The following is a 21,085-nucleotide window of genomic DNA, read 5'->3' as shown; positions in this document are numbered from 1 at the left end:
GAGTCAGCTGCCGGTAATGCGTAGTCATCTGCGCTTGAATCCTTCGGTGTGAGAGCCTGGATTCTACCGGTGGCTGGCTCTCTGCCTCTCGTTTCAAGCGTTGCGCTTATTCTATGAATTCAGGGGGCAATGATTGGACGAAGGCGAATACCCCCAGAAACCACGGCTATATGACGGTCTCGGAACCATCGCTTTGCCACAGTTGTGGCAGGTAACAATCGAGTGTCTCATGCCGCACCTCAGCTCAAATCGTCTTAGATGAGCCCATGGTGCGCTGCCGCGGAAAAAACCCAACTGCGTGACCTGACATCTACCCAGCAACCGGTCTGAGCTGGGCATCAAACCCTTCTGGCCAGCTAACCGAGGTTGTGCTGTACACGACCGACTCTATTAAATGCTCCCGGTGGTTGAATGGCCTCGCCCGGTCGCAAACGAGATTCAGGACGCCAGTTCAACTCCTTAAGTAGCCGCTCATCGGAAATACGTGCACGGGGGCATTTATGGGGGCACTTAATAATTAATCTTTAAATAAACTCTTTTAAAACAATAACTTATGTATAAATCTTTAATCCCCCCGGCTCCACCAAATAATCATCTAAAGACGTCCACGGACGTCTTTTTTTGTGCCTGAATTCCAGCAAAGACGGGGGTTTCAGCGCTGCCAGGATCCATCAGCGTCCATCGACATCCATGCAAACGTGTATTCCAAGTGGTATTCCAAGCTCCCAACTGGTAATTTCTGGAATACACAAACAGCATTGGAATACACCATGTGTGCCCAAGCCACGCGCCTTTCAGACATGAAAGTCAAAGCCGCAAAGCCCAAAGAAAAGGACTACACACTCACGGATGGCAACGGCCTTCAAATGCGAGTGAGAACCAATGGCTCTAGGCTTTGGAATTTTAACTATATCCATCCCGTGACCAAAAAACGGATCAATATGGGATTAGGTACCTTTCCCGAGGTCAGCCTGGCCCAAGCCCGCAAACGGACTGTTGAGGCCAGGGAGCTTGTCGCCCAGGGACTAGATCCGAAAGAGCAACGCGATGCAGATCGCCAAGTGAAAAGAGCCGCGACAGAGCACACGTTTCAAAACGTGGCGACGGCATGGTTTGAACTAAAGAAAGACTCAGTGACAACTGCCTACGCTGAAGATATTTGGCGCTCGCTCACGCTCCACATCTTCCCGGACCTGGGCTCAACCCCAATTTCCGCAATCAGCGCACCTAAGGTCATCAATCTGCTCAGACCTCTTGAGACCAAAGGTAGTTTGGAGACTGTTAAACGGCTGACCCAGCGCCTCAACGAGATCATGACCTACGGGGTGAATTACGGGCTCATCCATGCCAATCCACTTAGCGGGATTCGCTCGGTCTTTAAGAAACCAAAAAAGAAAAATATGGCGGCACTGCCTCCCGATGAGCTAAATGAGCTCATGGTGGCAATTGCGAATGCCAGTATTAAAAGAACTACGCGTTGCCTAATCGAATGGCAGCTCCACACTATGACCCGACCAGCAGAGGCTGCCACCACCCGCTGGGCTGACATCGACTTCGAGAAGAAGACCTGGACGATCCCAGCGGAGCGCATGAAGAAACGTCGCACACACATTATCCCGCTCACGGAGCAGGCTTCGGCGCTCCTAGAGGCAATCAAACCCTACAGTGGACACAGGGAGTACGTGTTTCCTGCAGACCGGAACCCTCGCACTCACTGCAACAGCCAGACCGCCAACATGGCGCTGAAGCGCATGGGTTTCGAAGGGCGCCTAGTAAGTCATGGCATGCGCTCAATGGCGAGTACCATCCTCAATGAGCATGGCTGGGATCCGGAGCTGATCGAGGTGGCGCTTGCCCACGTTGACAAGGACGAAGTGCGGAGCGCCTACAACCGAGCAGACTATATCGAACGCCGACGTCCAATGATGGCTTGGTGGAGCGGACACATTCAGGAAGCAGCCACAGGCAACATGTCGATCTCAACGCTCATCCAAAATCGAGACCGAAAGGTTGTCTCCTTACGCTGAAGATTCGATCGATGATGAGTAGTCACTCGACCGTAGCTATCGGCCGCATAAACTAAATATCACGTAGGTATCCACACTATCAGCACGGATACCTGCAACATAACCTTCCGGCCATGTCACATCAACCAATGTCCCTCCTCTCGGGGTGAACAAACATTTGATCATCCCGAATGACTCCGCTCATACCAGTCAGCGACATAACCTCACAATGTATCAGCCACCCGTACCTCCAAGGCTTTCATCGCTCGGGCCATGGCGCGCAGCGTGGCGTGGCGTGGCGCGGCGTGAATGCGCTCTCGTGTGACCTCTAGGTTGATGACTTCCTTTTGCACGTCAAACTTAAAGGTAGCGACTAAAACTTTTCCAGATCAGGTACGGGTTTCAGCGCTTTTCGAGACATTTAAACCCTGAATCGCCCTGAGACTGAATAAATCAAGAAGTACAGGCAGCAGTCCCGAAATATGAGGGCCAAATCCAAGCTCGGCTCGAACTCCGAGCCACTGACTGTCTGGTATTCATCCAGCCGCAGCGGTAAGAGCTTTTCCTGCAGTTGCTCCGCTTCAAGCTTGGTGAGTAGGTGATAGCTGAACAACTCGGCATGCATCCCGCTCATGCGGCTTTTCTTTAGCAGGTAGATCTGGTCGCCATACCAACGCAGCGCATGCCAGCAGTACGCCCAGAATCTATGCGCCCGACACGCTGACCAATTGCAAAATCTTTCACAAAAAGTCAGCATACTCGTCTCTAAGGGGCAGAACGCCACCATGGACATTGCTTCAGTCAAAAGGAACTTGTAATGCCCCAGCCCCCGCGCCCGACAAAAGAGGCCGTCCGCCGTGAGTCATTGGGCAGCGACGATACCCCGACCTTCCGGAAGGCGCAGACTCTCAACAAGCCGAACCTGGGCGAGAGACTCGAGCCTGCAACGCTGGTCGAAGAGTTCGGTGTCAACATCCGCACCATCCAGTGCGACCTCAACGAGCGCCTTTCCAATCTCCCATTGAACAAGATCGACTGCCACTATCGGCTCGACCGGGCCTTTCTCGGCAAGATCGACCTGCGCGACGTCGAGCGTTTCGCGGGATTTGTCGGCATTTATGAGCTGTTTCTATCCCTGTCCGCCGATGTCCTACGCGACACCTTCGACGACCGCACGCAGAGTCCCCTGCTGATCAATAGTCAGCGTTACGAAGATCTCAGTGGCCGCAAAGTGCCGTTCCGAGCACCGGAAAAGACCAGAGTCACGCACCGTCATATCCACATCATCAGCCCGGAAAGCGTGTAGGACGAACTGGAAAACGAAGTTCGTACCGCCCTCGCCCGCTACCCCCTTCATCTAGAAGACTCGGCCGAGCCCCCATAGAGACGCCGACACAATCATGGAGCAGAGCATGAAATTCAGGAAACTCGGTCTTACCCTATCTGGCGGCGGCGGTAAGGGCGCCTATCAGATCGGTGTCTGGCAGGCTATGCGCGACCTGGGCCTGGACAGCCAACTGAGCGCCATCTCCGGCACCTCGGTAGGCGGACTCAACGGAGCCATGTTTGCTCAAGACAAATTCGATCAGGCCAAATCCATGTGGCTGAACATCGAAAGCCGCAACATGCTTTCCGTACAGGATGTGCCTGGACTGGCGTCACGACTGGCGTTACTGACCGCAAGCGGCATGATCTCGCCGATGCTCAGCCACTTCATCAGCACCAAGGGCTTTTTCAAGCAAGATGGCCTCAAGAGCATGATCGCCGAAGGCCTGGACGCAGGCAGGCTGACTTCCTCGGCGCTGCCGCTGACCGTGGCGCTGCACAATACTGCCGCCAACCGGGTCGACTACCTCTCGGTACGCGATACCCACACCGCAGCGGACATGCTGCTCGGTACCGCCGCTCTGCCCCTGATCTTCGACGAGGTCGCCATTGGCGACGGCATCTATACCGATGGCGGCTTCTACTGGGGGCTGCCGCAGAAACATGTCGACAACACGCCGATCCGGCCACTGATCGAGGCCGGCTGCGACACCATCGTGGTGGTGTATCTGTCGCCCGACGACCTGAGCATCGACCCGCGCCACTATCCCGGGGTGCGTCTTTTGCCAATCATTCCTGCCAATAGTCTTGGTGGCGTCAGCGCCACCCTCGACTTTTCCAACGAAGGCGCCGCAAGGCGCATGGAACAAGGCTATGCCGACGGCCTGCAGATCTTCCGCCACCTGCAATTGTTCCTCGACAACGAGGCTCAGTACGAAGCCCTGTGGGAGCGCGCTCGCTTGGCAGCCGAACAGGAGCGCAATCTCAGCGACAACCTGTACGACGTGGACCGTAAATACAGCCAGGCTGTCGGCGATATCCATGACTTCGATCGGCAAATTCGCAACGACGATTTCAGCCAGAAGTTCGAACTGGCCGACGACGATATCCCCCTTGCACTCGAGCACCTGGCTCTGAACAACACTGCGCTGCTGGCTGACATCGAGCGTCAGCAACTCGAAACTGCCGTCGACAGTTTCCTGGCCCAGAACAGCAACAACCGCCGGGCGGTCGAAACCTCGGTGCTGGACGCCCTCGCCACCCTTTCTCCAGTCAGCGGACGCGCCACCTACCTGCGTGAGCAGGGATTACTGTCGCGCTTCATGGGCGCTATCACCGGCAAAAACCAGCAGATTGCCGCCGAGAATGACCGCGACCTGGCCCAGGCGCAATTCGCCGCCCTGCGCCTGATTGCTGCAGTTCAGGAAAAAGGTGCAATCACCCTCGAGTTCGCCTGCACCTTGCAAAACCGCCTGAACGGCGCCTTCGCCGAAATCCAGCGACTGGGCGATCGTCATAATCAGGATCTGCGGCGCGTCTACCGCTCGCTGGCCGGAGTCTACTGCAAGCTACGCGACCGCCTGAGTACACATGAGAACCGCCTCGACGCCCTGGAACGCACCAGCCGCTTGCACGACTGGCTACTGCATCCCAATAGGCGTCATCTTGACGGCAAGGCGCTCAGCGAACTGCCTACTGCTTTGCGTCTCAGCTGTCTGGCCAACGACTTCTTTCGCCTCACCGACGGGCAGTGGACAGTCCACGAGCTGAACAGCCTTAAAGAGATGTGCCTGCTCGTCGGGCTGGATCTTGCTCACCCCGTGAAGATCGGCGAGTTCTGCACCCAGTTGAGCGAGCAGCCAACCTGCCTACAGGCACTCACCCTACACCTGGCCGCACTGCCTCAGACTAACCTGTTCAACCCGACCGCTCTCTGGCTGCTCGACCTGCGCGCCGGTACCGCGCCAACGGACAACAACAGCGTATCGGCCCGCTGGGGGTACGGCGCGGCAACGGTGTTACCCGCCTGGGACTTTCTCGCCGAACTGCTCTACCACCTCCAGTCCGCCGGATTTTCGGTGGTGCGCAGCAGCGACCTGAGCCAGTACAAGGAGCATTGGCTAGGGCAGTTGCAGGTGCTTGACGACCTGCTGGGCGAAAACATCCTGCCCAAGAGCTTCGCCGGGGAGATCAACGCGCTACGCCAGCAGATCACCGGTTTCCACCTCAAGGTACCGCTGATCGGCAAGTTCAGTGTTGGTAAGTCGACCCTGCTCAACTGCTGGCTGGGCGAGGATATTCAGAAGGACGACCTCGGCGCCTGCACCAGTCTGGCCACTGAATTCCACTACGCCGAACCAGACGCGGAAAAGCTGGTGATCCACTGGCTGGAGGACGCCCAAACTGGCCACGTACAGCGCGAGGAAAAACCGCTCACGGCCTACGCCGCGCTACTCGACGATCCGCGCACTACCGCCCGGCCACCGCTGTTCGTAGAACTACACCTGTGCCGCACTACCCTCGCCCGCCACCCTGATCTGGTGCTGGTCGACACGCCGGGCCTGGGCTCCAACAACGGCCAGCATGAACGTGCGCTGGAGCAATACATCGGCGAGGCTGTGTCGTGCATCCTCTGCGTCACCCGTATCAGTCAGGTCGGTATCGACGAGTTGGCCTTCATTGATCGCCAGCGCTCCCTGGGTCAGACGTTTTCCCTACTGGTCTGCCAGGAGGCACTGAACAGCCGTCAGCAGCGCGAACCCCTGCGCCGCTCCCTCGCCGAACAGGCCGGCCTAGACCCAAGCCAGCCGACCCGTGGCTGCTCTGCGCGTGAGGGCGATCTGAGTGGCTTCGAAGATTTGCTCGCCGGCCTCGAAACCCAGAAGGCAACCCTGTTCCACGAACGCTTCGCTGCGCAGATCAAGGCGTTGTTGGTTCAGGCCGAACGCCTGATTCGCCAGCAACTGGCGATGGACACCAGCGCAGAGCAGTTGCTCGAACAGCAAAAGGTCCTCGACAAGGGCATGGCCCGCCTCGAAGAAAATTACGTTAACGAACAGGACCGCCTGCTACGCGACTGCCGCGGACCGATCAGCCAGCAGGTGCTGGCCACCGTCAACAGCTACCTGCGTAGCCGTCGCCAGGCCTACAAGCAGATGCTGTTGGCTGGCCAAGGCATTGGTCCGCTGCTCACCGCCGATGCGCGTAACGCGTGCCAGTTGGCCATTGAGCAGAACCTGACCCCGCGCCTAAAGGATGCCTGCCAACGTTTGGGCAGTCATATCGAGTTCGGCGCCTTCGAGGGCCCGCAACTCTCCGGCGACGGCCCCGCTGGGATGGAGGCCGACCATGGTCTCAGTGCCTCCGCGGCCGGTGCAGCGGCCGGGGCGGCTATCGGCACCATAGTGCCGGTGATTGGTACCCTGATCGGCGGCCTAGTCGGCGGCGCGCTCGGCTTGTTCGCTTCACGCAGCAATAAGGAGAGCGAAGCCGAAGGCAAAGCCAATGATGCGATTGAAACGGTCATTAGCCAGTTGCAAAGCGTGATACCCGACACACTCGACAAGCATGCCCGTCAGTTCATCACCGATATGTGCGATAGGTTAGCCACACAGTTGGCGGCGCAACGGGAAAACCTCGAACGCATCGAACAGCAACTGATGGTAGACCGTGACCGCAAGCAACAGATCCAGCACAAAGCCGAAAAGGCGCTGAACAGCGTCGCCCGATTACTCGACCACAGCCGCCAGCAACAGTCCCTACCTGTGGAGGTCAGTGCCGATGTCGCTTGATTTTAGCTTCTCCCTCGAAGACCTGGAGGCCGCGCAATCGGCCACCACCAACACTTACCTGAGTGATCCCGGCAAAGGCTTGCAACTGATTGTCAGCCTGGTCGGCCAGCCACGTCCGGACGTGGGCCAGGAGCAACAACAGCAACTGCCCGCAACGCTGCACCGGCTGATCCATGAGCGCTTCATCGACCTCACATCCAAGGGCAGCTATCCCGGTGAAGCCCAGGCGTTGCGCGAGCTCCAGGCGCTGGAAGCGTCACTGGAAAACCTTGCTCTGTTTCCCGACCTGGCCAACAAGACCGTAGTCGGCGTCGGTGGTGGTTTCAGTGCGGGCAAGTCGCGCCTGCTCAACACCCTGCTCGGCGTCAACCTGCTACCGGAGTCACTGGAGCCAACCACGGCGATTCCCAGTTTCATCACCCTTGGCGAAGACGGTATCGTTGCGCTGAACACATTCAACCTGCAGATTCGACTGGACCGCGACGGCCTGCAGGCCATCACTCACGCCTTCACTAGCCACTACCGCGACTGCCTCGACGAGGGGTTCGGTTTTGCCCATGTGCTCAAGCTTTTGATGCTCCACTGCGCAAGCTTCGCCTGGAGCAACCTGGCCTTCCTTGATACGCCCGGTTACAGCAAAGCCGACGCCCGAGGTAGCCACCACACCGATGAAACCATTGCCCTCAAGCAACTGACCGAAGCCGACCATGTGATGTGGCTGCTCAGTGCCAAGAACGGTTCGATTCGCCAGGACGATCTGGCGTTTTTGCGCAGCCTCAATCACCCCAAACCGATCTTCTTCGTGGTCACTCAGGCAGATCTGGTCGGCCGCTCGTCTATCAACGCTATCCTGCACAGCACAGCAGAAGCGATCGAGGCTTCGGGCATTCCCTGCGCCGGACTGATGGCCTGGGCGGCGCCGCTGGGCGTCGGCCAGGGAGAGTTGATTGCTGGTGATGATGTTCGCGTGTGGCTCGAAAAGCTGGACGACACTCCCAAATACACCAACCACAGGCGCACTTGCGAACGCGTGCTCGACGGTTATATCCGTCACAACCAGGAAAACCTGTCCAACAGCCGCAGAAAATTATCGCTGTTCAATTCCCTGCTGCCATTGCAAAACAAGCTGCCTCAGAGCGAACAGGCAACGCTTCAAGAACTGCTCCAGGAGCAACGTACCCGACAGAAAGTCTTTGCCGAGCTGGTCGACGCCTTCACTGTTTTAAAAAGCGAAATGCAGGAAATCATCGCGCAGATCATCGGCGATCTAGCCGTTGATGCACTTTCCATCGAAGAGCTCTACGGCAAGGGTCTGACACTTCATGAGGAAGGTGATTACGACTCAGCGGCTGTCTACTTCCTGCACGCTGCAGAACAGGGGAGTTCCGCTGCTCAGTTTCGCCTTGGCATCTATCACGAGCTAGGACAGGGCGTGTGCGTAAACGAACGCCTCGCAGCAGAGTGGTACCGCAAGGCCAAAAACCAGGGTCATGTGGAGGCCCAGTTCTACCTGGGCGTCTGCTACGAGAACGGTGTAGGCGTGCAAGAAAATCTGGAAAGCGCCGTCGCCTGCTACCTCCAGGCCGCGGAGCAAGGGCACCCCGAGGCTCAATACAACCTGGGTATTTGCCTTACCAGGGGAGAAGGGATTGCGAAAGACGACCAGCAGGCACTGCATTGGTTTGAAAAAGCAACCAGGCAAGGTCACCAGGAAGCCCGCTTCCACGTGATCAAACGATCAGCCCAACATGGCAGCCCCGCCGGGCAATACGCGTTAGGGGTGCTTTACGAAAAAGGCCTGGGTGTTTCCCAGAACCTGGAGAAAGCCATTGCGGCTTACCGCAAAGCGGCCGAGGCAGGGCATGCCGATGCCCAATTTGAACTTGGTCGCCGCTTTTTATATGGCGAAGGACTGAGAAAAAACTCCGCTCACGCTATCAGTTGGCTGGAAAAGGCGGCTGCACAAAAACATGCCAAAGCCTCTTCATTGCTCAAGCAACAACAAGCGACTGGCGCCTTTTGGGCGGGAAGCTCAATTGCGACTTGGCAAAAAAATCTCGGGAAAAACTTTCTATGACCGCCAAAACATTCTCCCTAACTTCGCTAACCCCGCATGCCGCAGCTATTGACGCCGAACAACTCAGTAGTCTGAAAACCTTGCTCGACGGGCTTGAAGTTAATCTCGACGCTGTACGCGAGAGCGATCGCGACCTGCGCATCGCAGTTGTTGGTCAAATGAAGGCCGGTAAGTCGTCGTTCCTCAATGCTGCCTTCTTCGGCCGCGACTTACTGCCCAAGGCGGACACACCGATGACCGCCGCGTTGACCAAGATTGTCTACGCCCCCAAAGCCAAGGCTGAAGTGGTGTTCTACAGCACCGACGACTGGGCCGACATCGAACAACGTGCCAACGAGTACCCCGGGGCCTATGCCGAAGCAGAGCGCAAGCTGAAGGAGCCGCCGAAGAGCGATGGCCCTTTCGCCAAGATACTGCCAACACATCGCGTGCACACAGCGGAGGAGATCGACCGCCACGTCCCCGAAGCCATCCGCTCCTCACGGGAGCTGGTGGAAATGACACGCAAGCAGGGTCTTGACGTACACGACTACCTGGGCAAGACCGAGGTGCTGGACGTCGCTGGCGGCGCAGAGAACCTGGCATATGCACTGCAGGACTATGTTGGCAGCGGCGGACGCTTCACCGCCATTACCAAGATGTCCGTGCTGCATGTCGACGACAAGCGCCTGCAAGGCCTGGAAATAATCGATACCCCCGGCTTCAACGACCCGGTGGTTTCCCGTGGCCAAATCACCCGTAGCTTCCTTGGCCAGTGCGACGTGATCTTCCTGCTCTCGGCAGTCAGCCAGTTCCTCACCTCTTCTGACATGGCGGTGCTGCGCGAGCAACTGCCCGAAGCAGGTATCGATGACAAGGCAGTGTTCCTAGTCGGTTCGCAGCGTGATCTTGCCCTGCGCCAGGATCGCGGTATTGCCGTCACGGCCAGCAAACTCGCCGAGCGGGCACCGGCCGAGAAACGTTCTGCTGTACGAACCGGTGCGATGCTGCAGCTACTGGACAAAAAAATGACCGATCAGGCCAGCCTGACGCTGGATGCGCAGATCAGCCAGCCTGGCCAGGACAACAAGACCCGGCGCATCCTCGGCGCCGTTAAAAAATCCGCACCACGCTTCATTTCTAGCTGGGCGTGGCTGCTCGCCGAGCACTTCGATTCCCTGTCCGAAGAAGACCAGGAACAACTCGATCAGCTATGCACCGCCACCGGTTTTGCCTTCGAGCCGAACAGCCTGCGTCAGCTGTCCAACATCCCGGCGCTGCGCGACGAGATCCTCGCCCAGCGCGAACACAAGCAGCGCCTGATCGCCAGCAAGGAGCAGGCGCTTATCGAAGGCGTGCACAACGGAACGCGCGAACGTCTGCAACAGATTGAGCTCAGCCTGCAGGCGCGCAGCGAACAGGTTCGCAACGGCGACATCGGGGAGTTGGAGAGAACCGAGCAGGACATGCTCAGGCGTATGCAAGGCGGCAAGGCGCGTCTGGAAGGCGTGTTTGACGAGCAGTTGGTCAAAGCCAGCCAGCAGTTCGCGCTGCTGAAGACAGACATTCGCGAGCAGGCACAGAAATACTCGCGAATACAGGTTGTTCGAGAGACAACCACCGAAAGTTATCAGGTCGACACTTCGTGGTTCGGCGGGTTTTTCGGCCATGACTGGGAAACGCGCTACCGCGACGTGGTCACCACCTACGCCAGCGCCCAAGATGCCATCGAACAGGTCCAGGTTTTCGCCTTGCAGACCACTAAGGCCCTGCAGAAGGCAATCATCGACTGCGTCGATCTCGATGAGCTGCGCCGTAAAGTTGGTGTCGCCGCGATGTCGCTGTTCGACACCGGCAGCGCCGACTTCGATGCCGAACTGATGCTGGCCGAGGTCAACAAAAGCCTGCGCCGCATCACCATTCCGAATGTTAGCTTCGGCAACAAGGACTACAGCATCAGCATCATTAAATCGTTTGGCAGCGACCGGGTTTCAGAGAGCCAGATCAACGGCCTCAAGGATGCCCAGCGCGACGCTGTAGCCACGATCATTCGCGACCTCGAAAGCGAAGTGAAGGGCAAGGTAGAGGCTATCGAAAGCAGCCTGGGCAGCACGGGTCAGACCTTTGTCGAAAACATGAGCCGCGACATTCAGCAGAGCCTGACCCGCTTGCGCGAAGATATTGCCAACAAGGAGCAGAGCATCAAGCAGATCACTGCAGCCCGCCAGGCGGTGGCGACGGCACTGACTGCGCTGTAACAGCGAAGTGCCGAACAGTTCATACGCCATGGAATATCCGCAAATTCTCGATTCGAGACAGTAGCCTGCCAAAAAGAAGAAATTTAAATGTTCCTTGATAACAGCTTCTCCCTCGAAGAATTGGAGGCCGCCGAAGCCGAAACTGCCAACCCTTATCTGGCAGATTCGGCGCTGGGCCTGCAGTTGATCACCCGACTGATCGCCCAGCCTCAAGGCACGATCCGCAGCGAACATCGCCAGCAGTTGCATCGATTGCACCAAATGATCCACCAGAGCTTCGTCAATCTCGCGGCACGCGACGACTACCCGGCCGAAGCACAAGCCTATCGCGAGCTGGTGGCGCTGGAGCAGTCGCTGGAAGACCTGGTTGCTTTCCCCGCCTTGGCCAACAAGACCGTGATCGGTGTGGGCGGCGGCTTCAGTGCCGGCAAATCGCGTTTTCTCAACAGCATGCTCTGCGTCGATGTGCTACCCGAATCGCTTGAGCCCACCACCGCGATTCCCAGCTACATCGTGCAGGGCGAGCGTGAGGAAATCATCGCGCTGAACAGTTTCACCCAGGAGGTCGCGCTGGATCGCAGTGCTCTACAGGCAATCACCCATTCCTTCCAGAAGCATTACCAGGAAACGCTCGGCGTGGAGGTCGGTTTCGCTCATGTCCTGCGCCTGCTGATGATCCATTTGCCCGGCCTATGGCAGCGCCTCGCCTTCCTCGACACGCCCGGCTACAGCAAGGCGGACCGCAACGACGCCGCGCACAGCGATGCACAGATTGCCCAGCGCCAGCTCGCCGACGCCGACCATATAATCTGGCTGCTCAGCGCCAAGAACGGCTCGATCCGCCGCGATGACCTGGAGTTTCTGCGTACCCTCAACCATCCCAAACCGATCTTCTTCGTCGTCACCCAAGCGGATCTGGTCGGTCGTTCACGTATCCAGGCGATCCTCAACAGCACAGCGCAGGCACTCGACGACGCGGGCATCATCCGGGCCGGGCTGATGGCTTGGGCCGCCCCACTGGGTAATCTCAATGGTCAGCACATTGCCGGCGATGACGCACGCGCCTGGTTGGATACGCTCAATAGCCAGCCCAAGCGCACCCAGAAGCGTTTGGCTTGCGCGCGAGTGCTGGATGCCATTATCGCCCACAACAGCAATGCCGCGGCCAGCAACCGTGAGCTGCTGGCCGCCATGAACGAGCTGCTACCCATCGCCGAGAATTTGGCTGAGAAACGACGTGGAACGGTAAAGCACCAGATCGAACGCTTACGCAATGACCAGCGCCGACTCAACGAAATGGTCGGCGCCTTTGGTGAGCTCAAACAGGAAATGCTCGAGACGATCACCCGCATCGTCGGAGGTGTAGCCGAAGACGAAGAGGTGCAACGCGGCCACGTATTGATCTACAGACTCCGGCGAACATGGCTGAATCGCCCGCTTGCCATCGGTGAGCACTTCGAGATCCGGGTGCTGACGGTCAAGCCGGAGATCAAAAAGATCATCGTAGAGTTCGGCAGCGGGATTGCCTCCACAGGTCTGAGCTTCAGCATGATCCGCGGAGGTCTGCGCATCGACCCGCAGGTTCTGGTCAAGGGCAGTTTACTGCACGGTGAAGTTCGCCTTGTGGATGATGAGCATATCACCCTGGCGATCAGCAACCCGCACGCAACAACATGAGCACTTCGCCGGAGACCTGAGAAGGTTGCAGGCGATGCAGACTCGACTGCAGCATATGACATCACTTCGCGTACCGACGAGCACTCAAAAGCGTCGCAGTCGCGCCAGCCATTCAGCCGCTGTGCGATCGATAACATTCGCTCGCCGGTGACTCATCGCCTCGCTACCGCATTTGGGGCAGCGCGCGAACCAGTCTCCGGGCCCCAATGCATCGCTACGTGGAGCTACAGTTTTTTTCCAACCACACTCATCACAAACAAAAGTGAAAGGTTTGGGTTTAATTGGCATCGCAGCTCTCCTGAAAATTTATCTATAAGCCACAACTGCAGATATTCGGTGAAATCAACTTCCGACATGCAATGCACTGGATGAAGAAAAAACTCTCTTTCACTTCTTCCGGCCCCTCGCCATACTTCAAAGCCAAAAGCCATCATCGCTGCATCGGCGTGAATGTATGTACCCCTAAAAAATCGAGGCAACGGAATGAAATATGGAGCCGACCATGGTCTGGATGACATTCAAATCGACCAGCGAAACCACCTGCTCGACGATATCCGGACCGGCCTGCGAAACTTCAATGAAACCTATGCACTTGACCTTCCACTGGTGCGATTCGAAGGCCCCCTTGAACCCGGACTTTCCTCTAACCTGGTGATCGTTGGCACGCAGCCTGTCTATGATGAAGCCTGGGTTTATAAAACCCGGGATTTCATTCGAAACAACCTGATCGACCACCTCAGCAAGCAAATCTTACGAAGGGTCAGCACGCTTGACCGCCACGACTATTGCTTGAGGGGCAGCTCCTATGCGATCGCCCTTAAGCTTTGCACCACCCATCCCCTCAAGTATCGAACAGGCTTCGGCGATGAGCGCAGCGATTTCAGACTCGACTGCGACACAGGCAAGCTTGCCCTGACATTCAGCGACATTGTCGACCGTGTTTCCGAAGGGTATGAGCGCGACCACATGACCTACCGACTGTGGAGCGAAAAATCTCTGGAACTACTGGCCCAATTCCTATTTTCCGGGGAGTGGGACAGCACGGTCTTCGAGAGTGGAGCCTTGTGGGAGGAACTGAATAGCGAGGGAGAACCGGTCAGCCTTGAATCCTTCATCGAATCGGTCGACCAGACCATATTCGACTTACCGATGGAACGACTGACAGAAGCCAGCTTTCCAGACTATTCGGGCATTATCTTCACTGAGTACGTTCCTGCGGAGAACATGTCGCCAGCACAAAAGGAGCAGCTCTATCGGCAGTACGTCAACCTGCTTGCGAACTGAGACACGCCGATTGATGTCTCCCTGACAACAACTCTACACAGAAAAGACACCCGACTGCACTGGGACGAATGAGTAACTGAACGGACTATTGAAGCAGTACTTTCCCAAGAGAACTTACCTTCCGGCCGCAAATGCAAGTCAAGCTCAGTGCAGTAGCGACACAGCTAATCCCGCTCACCGAAGCTGATTATGACGCTAGCTATTAGGAATAATTCCACCTTGCCAATGTGGGCCTTTTTGACCACAGGGTCCGAGTAAAATCATTGACACCAGCTTTGTCTTTCCTGCATATCGGAGAGGGGCAATCAATGCAATTAAAAACCCCTGAAGGGTTGCCGAGAAGATTCACACACGCGGCAGGTAGGCTTTTTTCGGCAAAAACTTATCTTCAAAACACGCAGGAAATGGGTCATCGGTATGCATGCCCCCAACCGGTTTGCGCAGGTACTGTTCCCAATCGTCCGTCACATTACGCAGATCGATCTCGTCGTTGAACTCGGTGTGACGGCAGGCGTCCATACGCGTCTCGACCGCATGCTTGAGCAATACGAATGAGGCTAATTGCTCCTGGTCGAACGAACGTGTGAGATAGGGATAGTGAATCGCCAGTTCAGCCTCTCCGTGCTCTTGCAACTGCCGGTTTATTCGACCGAACAGCCGATCCACACGACCTACTCGCTGCTCGTTGTCACCAGGCGTCCAAGCGATACCATAGTGATGCACCTTGCGGCATTGCAGATGCAGATTCACACCTTCCTGGAATACCGAAGTCGCCACTAGCACGTTTGGATAAAAAGGACTGTTGAAGCCAAGAATCAGCCGCTGCCGGTTACCTGACTGACCACTGGCGAACCAGGCAGGGCTTTGCAGACTGGTGAGCGTGCGCCAATCTTTCTGCCAGTCCGCCAGCGCATGATCGGTTATTTTTTCACAGATTTGCTCGAAAGAATCCAGGGCCGCGATGAAGTACTTCCGGATCAGCGAACTTGGCAGGCGCGGTGTCATCCAATTGACAAAAGCAAGGTAACGCTGCTGAGCATCGCCACCATGAGAGGTGCGACGAAACTCAGTGAACCAGCTATAGAGTTCGATGATTACGGGGCTGGCAAACAGGAAGCCTGCTTTCACGTAATTGCCGAAGTTTTCGGCGATACCTCGATTTCCCGTCTCGGGGTCCAGCCAGACATCCAATCTCTGACGCGTAGTTTCGGGCAGGCCTTCATACATCAGGCTCCACAGGCTCGGCATTGGCCTGTCGTAATCGATTTGTATTCGGCCGGCCCTATCCGCCAGTTCGCTGCTACTCGCTCCCCCTTGGTGCGATGCAAGACGCGCCTGCAGCGCCGCCGTACCGTAGTCATCGCGATCACGCTCGCCAACATGTTTGCGGTCATACTGCGTATACCCGCCTCGGCGGTAATCACTTGCCGGCTCCAACAATAAAGAGAACAGGCTCTCGGGCTTGCGCAATCGCAAGCTGAAATTCGAGCAGTCCGTACTGCGCTCCTTGTGGTTCTTCTTCACTACAAACAGATCAGCAATGCGGGAGGCCAGCTTTTCATCGCCTTCCTGAGCATCGGCAACATCTGTTTGATCCTGATCATCCAGCAGATCCTGATCGCCCAAATCCTCAGATGCCTGCTGCCTAACAAACTGATTGAAATAACTACGCGACCAACCATTCTTCCGCCACCGCTCTAATATTCGCTCCTGATCTTCCGGTTGCCAGGCCTGGACAATTCGTCGCGCCAGCATCTGGTCACTCGCTGCATTCAAGCGCTGGGTGATTTCCCGAACCGAAGCGATCCGCCGCACAAACACCAGATGCTTGTGTTCGTGCAAAGCTATGCGCGTATCAAAAACATCTTCAGGCTGGCACTCGCACATCAGCGTGTCGTATTTAGGATGCTCGGGATAGCTGTGGAAATACTCACGGTGCAGTTGGGTTAGATGATTAAGAATCTTCGTATCCGGGGCGCCAGAGAATGCCTGTGTGGAGTGATCCTGTTCCGCCTGTGCAGCATCCATAACGTCGGCATCCAGCTTGGCGCCAATGGATTCGAATCCCTCGAGGTAGCCGTACAAAAACCTGCGATTGTTACCAGCCTGCCCCTGTTGTTGCACGAGTTTTTTCTGATACAACGCGAAGAACATCTCGGCTTCAGGATTGTCCTGGAAGCTTGCCGGCAAGGCTTTTTCATGACGATAGTTGTACTTGTTGCGGTAGCCCTGTGCGCCTTGCATCAGACGCAGACGCCGCAACGCATATTTGGTTAGAAGCTCATCAGGCTCTAGTTGTCGCCCGTCGACCGGAGTATCGATGAAGTAGCCAAGAATGGCCGCTATATCCTTGAGCGAGGAATGACTGGGCGTAGCGGTCAGCAGCAAGACTTTCTGCCCCAGCCGATTGCCCGGTTCACCGAAAAATTTTCGGGCTGCTTTGGCGCGCTGTGACCCTCCATCAGCGTTGCGAAAATAGTGGGCCTCATCCACGACGATAAGATCGAACCCATTGTCACCCAGCGATGACTTGAGTTTTCGGTGAATGCCGGCAGCGGCTTGCTGCGCTTTTGCCAACACATCACCCTCTTCCTTTTCGCATTTCAGAACCAGGTTGCTGAGCGAATGAATCGTGGTGAGATGGAGCTGCCCACTGCCCTCACTGACCGCCTTCGCCAGATCCGCAAGCCGCCAGTGCACTTGCGCTTCATGTCGCGGTCTGCCGTCGGGCGCATCGCTGGTCAAATGCTCACCACCTCGGTAGTGGTCGCGCAGGAAGGCCGCATATTCCCGTGCCCAGTGATGGCAAATGTCCCGATTGGGCGCCATTACCAGCACCCGGGCAGAGGGCTTCAGTTTCCATAGCAGCGCCATGATACCTAGCGCCTGAAACGTCTTGCCCATGCCGACCTCATCGGCCAGCAGTGCCACGTTGTGCATGGACAGTTTGTTCCACAAACCGGCGACGCCTTCGGCCTGGCGCGCCGGCATTGAAATACGCTCGCAGCTTGAGCTTGCGTAATGCCAGTCGCGATCAGTCGCATCGAAGTTGATCCAGTCCGCGACCTGTTCTGGCTTCAAGCCCCCCCACTCACTGCGGCGCATAGTCACATTCCTGTTCGACGCAACGAAGATAGTCCATATGCTTTTCCAATCCCCGCGGCAATTTTGGCGGCACCACTCGCAATGTCGACCACAATTCCTGTGCGGGCTTGCGGCGCTCGTAGCTCCGGTATGACCGCACTGCCTGGTCGTAAAGCGAATTGACTTCCTGTGCGAGAAACCAGTTGAACACGCTGGGTTGACTCCCTTGAAGTTGTTGGCGCGTTTTGGCCGCCAGCTCCTGCAGACAACCTGGGTAGCCGAAAAGCCATTTCTCCAGTTGTACCGTTTCCGTGACTGCGTTCAGGCGCTCCCGAAAATGCTCAATCGCTTGGAACAGTCGGAAATAAGACAACGCATCTTGTTCGATAGAGGCCGATGGTATCGGCAGGTCTTCATCCGGCCCGGCACCTGTACGCAGGCACGCGCGGAGCACCGTGTTGTTATCGCTCTGCGGATCAATTTGAGTGACCAAACTGTCGAGCAAATCCTTGAGCGACTCGAATCCTTGCGCACGCCGGAAAGACTGACCGCTTTCAACAATAATCCCCCGATAGACCGGAGGGGTCTGGTTCCGCAGAAGAATGCTGTAGCTGTGATCCGCCAGCATTGCCTCGTTATCCGGGGTAATCCGCTCGATCGGCGTCAGCGAAAAGGTTCCACCCTGACGTCGTGTCCTCCAGTGCAGGGGCATCGCTTCGTTCACACCCGGCAGCTTCAGCCAATAATCACTGTTGGGTTTGTTTGCGCACCAATGTCCCGTCACCGTAAAGCAGGCCCTCTTCCAGTCGTAATGCACGTTCAGGTCGAATGGCAGTTCCTCTGGAATGGTCAGGCTGTCCTCTAGCAACAACAGGTCGCTGGCAAAGTCAGCCTCGGTGACATCGATGGGGTCTCCAAGCATGTCTGCGTTGCGCTTGTAGTTCAGTACGATGCCCGCTTCGATATTGCGCTGCTCGAAACTGCTGGTACCTGCGTGCGTGAAATTCCACGATCCGATCGCCAAGCGGCAACCCTTGGTTGAGCGAAACAACCATGCCTTGGCGTGAGTTATTTCGACGAGATTATGGCGAAAGGAAGGGTTGTGATGAAAAGCCAGGCTCTCATCGTCAATACTCGTTGCCAGTGCTTCGCTCCAAGGCGTTCGGAAATAGCGGCCCTCGAGCCGGTCCGCGACCAGTGCCACCTTCAACCCGGGATTGCTGGACACTTGCTGAAGTCGAGCCAGCAGATCGGGCAGGTCCGCCGCCAGGTACGGTGACCATACCTGCAACGAAGTGATCCTGTCCTGCGCCATGAGTCGATGGAGAAAAGTGTCTCGGTCAAAGCTGTGCACGAACTGCCAATCGGAACCGTTGTTCGCAAAGCGTCTGTCGGGCCAATCGAACGTCAGCTCCCACGGTTCGATCAATGCATTGAAAAACGTCTTTATTTGTTTGTATTGCCCGACATTGCAGACCCGATGAAAAGTGAACACTTCCTGATTGCGTCCCCAGCCACCGACCGTCAGGTTGGCACTGCCCGCGCCTAACACCATCTGTCCCGACTTGCTCTCGAGGTAGATGACTTTCGGATGAAATAGAGTCTGGTCTGTGAAGCCATCGTCTTCACTGAATGCACGCGCTGACACGCAATGAACATGGATGGCCGTACGTTTGTACTGTTCGGCCCCCAGCATGCGTTTGTCGCAGAAGATCCGAAAATCGATGTCTTTTTCTACCAGATACAATTGGAAGCTTTCGTAGTCCATGCGATTGCGTGGCTGATCCATGCCCAGCACTGCCGGCAGCAGGTAAGTTTCGACAAAACCGATATTCAGGTTGAAGCTAGTCAGCCAGACCCGGCGTATTTCGCCCAGTTCCTCCAACTGCTGCTTGAAGGCATCGAGCAGCTTCATGCTGCCACTCCCTGCAAGCCGCCGAGCAAATGACGAAACTGGGGAATGTAATACTGATGCACCCAACAACCCAACGGCCTGTCGGCGAGGGTCGGTTCACTCCGTGGCCGTACATGTAGCTTGAGCTGCACGCCATTGACCAATGTCAGCCACGGCGACTGCCCGCGGCTTTCCATAACTTGCGCATGGTAGTTCAGCAATGCGCACATCTGGGCCGGTACGTCACCCTGCCTGGCCAATATCAGCAAGCGATTCAGCCGTGATTGACCGGTTGCCGAAAGCACCGAAGACATCGCTACGCTCTCTTCAATGGGGGCGGCATAGGATGCCAAGGTGGCGGCATTACGGCCGAGGGCCTCCCAGCGTCGTTGAGCCTCCTCCAAGGATTGGGACTTCTCGGCCAGCATCAGGTTGAACAACAGATCCAGCTCGCCCAGTAAAGGCTCAAGTAGGCGCACGTGTTCAAGCTTGCCCTGCGCTTCTAGCGACAACGGTTGCTTCACCGCCTTCTCAAACACGGCGGCAGCGGATGCGCTGCTGAGCCCCTCGCCGCGCTTGGCGGGTGAGAGCACCTTGTACAGCGCTCCCGGTGCGCCTTGATCCAGCTCCGTGATGGAAAGCCAGAAGTCGCAAGTCCTGGCGCCGACAACCGCCGAAGAAGGAAAGGCCTCAATCAGAGCCAGCGTGAGCGTCGTGGGTATGTCGGAAAAATCCCGCTTCGGCTCGCCACTGTTGCTCGCCAGTAATTCCCGTAGGTGCAGGCGCAGTACGTGGTAAAGGCGGGAGAGTGTCGGGACACTCTTGATCAGTGTCTCTGCGCTTTTCCACAGCGGTGCGGCCGTCGGCAAACTGTAGTGATACTGACGATCGAAAAAGCCCATCTCCACCAGCGGAGTCTTATAGCGACCGCTCACACCAAGCATGGTTTGACGAACCAGTACCTGAGCCTCGCTGTTATGGCTGAACGAAAGCCGAGGGTTCGCGCCGCGTTCATACCACCGGCGTCGTGCCTTGCTGATCCCCAGCACACCAGTGCTTTCCAGGTCGGCAGTGTCTTGATGAGCGATGACGCTATAGACGTACAAGTTTTCCAGGTATACCAGGCAAGCATGCTTGAAGTTGAGATCATTTTTTCCGGCGTAGACTTTTTTCAAACCGCTGCCTAACGCGACCGAGTCATCATCAATCAGGTTCTTGATCAACCAGTGATTGAACAGATTCAAGGTGTAGTTGCGGATATCGTTGGAGATCGAGCTGATCCGGTTCTGAAAAATCTGCTGGCCGAACGCCGACCAAATCACCTGTAACCCCAACGGATCGATATTCAGCTCACTGCCAAGACTGTCGTCATACTCAGTCAGAAACTCATTCAGCAACACACTCGGACTCCTCGGCGGTCCCTGCCATCAAAAACCGAACAGCCGCTGCAACCGCAGACGCGCAAAGCCCAGCCACTTAATAAACCTGCGACCTGCCTGGTGGGGGACGCATGAAGCCAACAAATTCAAAGCGAGATCAATATTTCTGCTTACGCATGGCCAAGAACGCTAGCAAAATGCCATAGTCTTGTACACGTCAGCTTAAGGGCTGCTTTGACTTGCGAATAGAAAACAAAAACCTAACCCATATCCAAGAAGCCTGCCTTATCAAACAGGAACCGGCATTGACGCTATCCATCTTCGTTAACA

11 protein-coding genes are annotated in these 21,085 nt (G+C 56.5%); 7 read left to right on the top strand and 4 right to left on the bottom strand.

The window, feature by feature from the left end; translation table 11 throughout:
* The first annotated feature begins 770 nt into the window (after positions 1–770).
* Positions 771–2,027, top strand: coding sequence for an integrase domain-containing protein (locus tag AC19YT_RS22120; RefSeq protein ID WP_500611038.1), 1,257 nt, complete (start codon positions 771–773; stop codon positions 2,025–2,027).
* A 400-nt stretch (positions 2,028–2,427) separates the two neighbouring features.
* On the opposite strand, the gene AC19YT_RS22115 is transcribed toward AC19YT_RS22120, so the two are convergent.
* Positions 2,428–2,640 carry a hypothetical protein gene (locus AC19YT_RS22115; RefSeq protein WP_500611036.1) on the bottom strand — a complete coding sequence of 71 codons (213 nt, stop codon included), beginning with the start codon at positions 2,638–2,640 and terminating at the stop codon, positions 2,428–2,430.
* A 183-nt stretch (positions 2,641–2,823) separates the two neighbouring features.
* On the opposite strand from AC19YT_RS22115, the gene AC19YT_RS22110 reads away from it, so the two are divergent.
* The 6 genes from AC19YT_RS22110 to AC19YT_RS22085 all read left to right on the top strand — a co-directional run bounded on the left by AC19YT_RS22110 (position 2,824) and on the right by AC19YT_RS22085 (position 14,398).
* Positions 2,824–3,312 (top strand): hypothetical protein, encoded by a 489-nt coding sequence (locus tag AC19YT_RS22110; RefSeq protein ID WP_500611035.1) that lies wholly within the window; start codon positions 2,824–2,826, stop codon positions 3,310–3,312.
* Between the two features lie 106 nt (positions 3,313–3,418).
* Complete coding sequence (locus tag AC19YT_RS22105; RefSeq protein WP_500611034.1) at positions 3,419–7,123, top strand: patatin-like phospholipase family protein; 3,705 nt, start codon at positions 3,419–3,421, stop codon at positions 7,121–7,123.
* On the top strand, positions 7,113–9,200 hold the full coding sequence (locus AC19YT_RS22100) for a dynamin family protein (RefSeq protein WP_500611033.1): 2,088 nt from the start codon (positions 7,113–7,115) through the stop codon (positions 9,198–9,200). The genes AC19YT_RS22105 and AC19YT_RS22100 overlap by 11 nt, the downstream gene beginning before the upstream one ends.
* A complete protein-coding gene (locus tag AC19YT_RS22095; RefSeq protein WP_500611037.1) occupies positions 9,197–11,437 on the top strand; it encodes a dynamin family protein in 2,241 nt (746 codons plus the stop codon). Before AC19YT_RS22100 ends, AC19YT_RS22095 begins: the two co-directional genes overlap by 4 nt.
* An 87-nt stretch (positions 11,438–11,524) precedes the next feature.
* A complete protein-coding gene (locus AC19YT_RS22090; protein ID WP_500611032.1) occupies positions 11,525–13,114 on the top strand; it encodes a dynamin family protein in 1,590 nt (529 codons plus the stop codon).
* 483 nt (positions 13,115–13,597) lie between these two features.
* Positions 13,598–14,398: a hypothetical protein gene (locus AC19YT_RS22085; RefSeq protein ID WP_500611031.1), complete on the top strand. Its 801-nt coding sequence runs from the start codon at positions 13,598–13,600 to the stop codon at positions 14,396–14,398.
* A 345-nt stretch (positions 14,399–14,743) separates the two neighbouring features.
* On the opposite strand, the gene AC19YT_RS22080 is transcribed toward AC19YT_RS22085, so the two are convergent.
* From AC19YT_RS22080 to AC19YT_RS22070, 3 genes are read right to left on the bottom strand one after another with little or no spacing between them, the layout of a single operon-like run.
* Positions 14,744–17,503 (bottom strand): DEAD/DEAH box helicase, encoded by a 2,760-nt coding sequence (locus tag AC19YT_RS22080; RefSeq protein WP_500611030.1) that lies wholly within the window; start codon positions 17,501–17,503, stop codon positions 14,744–14,746.
* A complete protein-coding gene (locus tag AC19YT_RS22075; RefSeq protein ID WP_500611029.1) occupies positions 17,490–19,397 on the bottom strand; it encodes a phospholipase D-like domain-containing protein in 1,908 nt (635 codons plus the stop codon). Before AC19YT_RS22075 ends, AC19YT_RS22080 begins: the two co-directional genes overlap by 14 nt.
* Positions 19,394–20,776, bottom strand: coding sequence for a hypothetical protein (locus tag AC19YT_RS22070; protein ID WP_500611028.1), 1,383 nt, complete (start codon positions 20,774–20,776; stop codon positions 19,394–19,396). The genes AC19YT_RS22075 and AC19YT_RS22070 overlap by 4 nt, the downstream gene beginning before the upstream one ends.
* Between the last annotated feature and the right edge of the window lie 309 nt (positions 20,777–21,085).

It is taken from the genome of Pseudomonas sp. MF08875 (assembly GCF_059862525.1).
This window is presented reverse-complemented; position numbering and strand designations above follow the sequence as displayed.

Excerpts from the sequence above, each read along its gene's own strand:
- AC19YT_RS22120 (WP_500611038.1), top strand. The coding sequence starts at position 771 with ATGTGTGCCCAAGCCACGCGCCTTTCAGACATGAAAGTCAAAGCCGCA.
- AC19YT_RS22115 (WP_500611036.1), bottom strand. The coding sequence starts at position 2,640 with ATGAGCGGGATGCATGCCGAGTTGTTCAGCTATCACCTACTCACCAAG.
- AC19YT_RS22110 (WP_500611035.1), top strand. The coding sequence starts at position 2,824 with ATGCCCCAGCCCCCGCGCCCGACAAAAGAGGCCGTCCGCCGTGAGTCA.
- AC19YT_RS22105 (WP_500611034.1), top strand. The coding sequence starts at position 3,419 with ATGAAATTCAGGAAACTCGGTCTTACCCTATCTGGCGGCGGCGGTAAG.
- AC19YT_RS22100 (WP_500611033.1), top strand. The coding sequence starts at position 7,113 with ATGTCGCTTGATTTTAGCTTCTCCCTCGAAGACCTGGAGGCCGCGCAA.
- AC19YT_RS22095 (WP_500611037.1), top strand. The coding sequence starts at position 9,197 with ATGACCGCCAAAACATTCTCCCTAACTTCGCTAACCCCGCATGCCGCA.
- AC19YT_RS22090 (WP_500611032.1), top strand. The coding sequence starts at position 11,525 with ATGTTCCTTGATAACAGCTTCTCCCTCGAAGAATTGGAGGCCGCCGAA.
- AC19YT_RS22085 (WP_500611031.1), top strand. The coding sequence starts at position 13,598 with ATGAAATATGGAGCCGACCATGGTCTGGATGACATTCAAATCGACCAG.
- AC19YT_RS22080 (WP_500611030.1), bottom strand. The coding sequence starts at position 17,503 with ATGCGCCGCAGTGAGTGGGGGGGCTTGAAGCCAGAACAGGTCGCGGAC.
- AC19YT_RS22075 (WP_500611029.1), bottom strand. The coding sequence starts at position 19,397 with ATGAAGCTGCTCGATGCCTTCAAGCAGCAGTTGGAGGAACTGGGCGAA.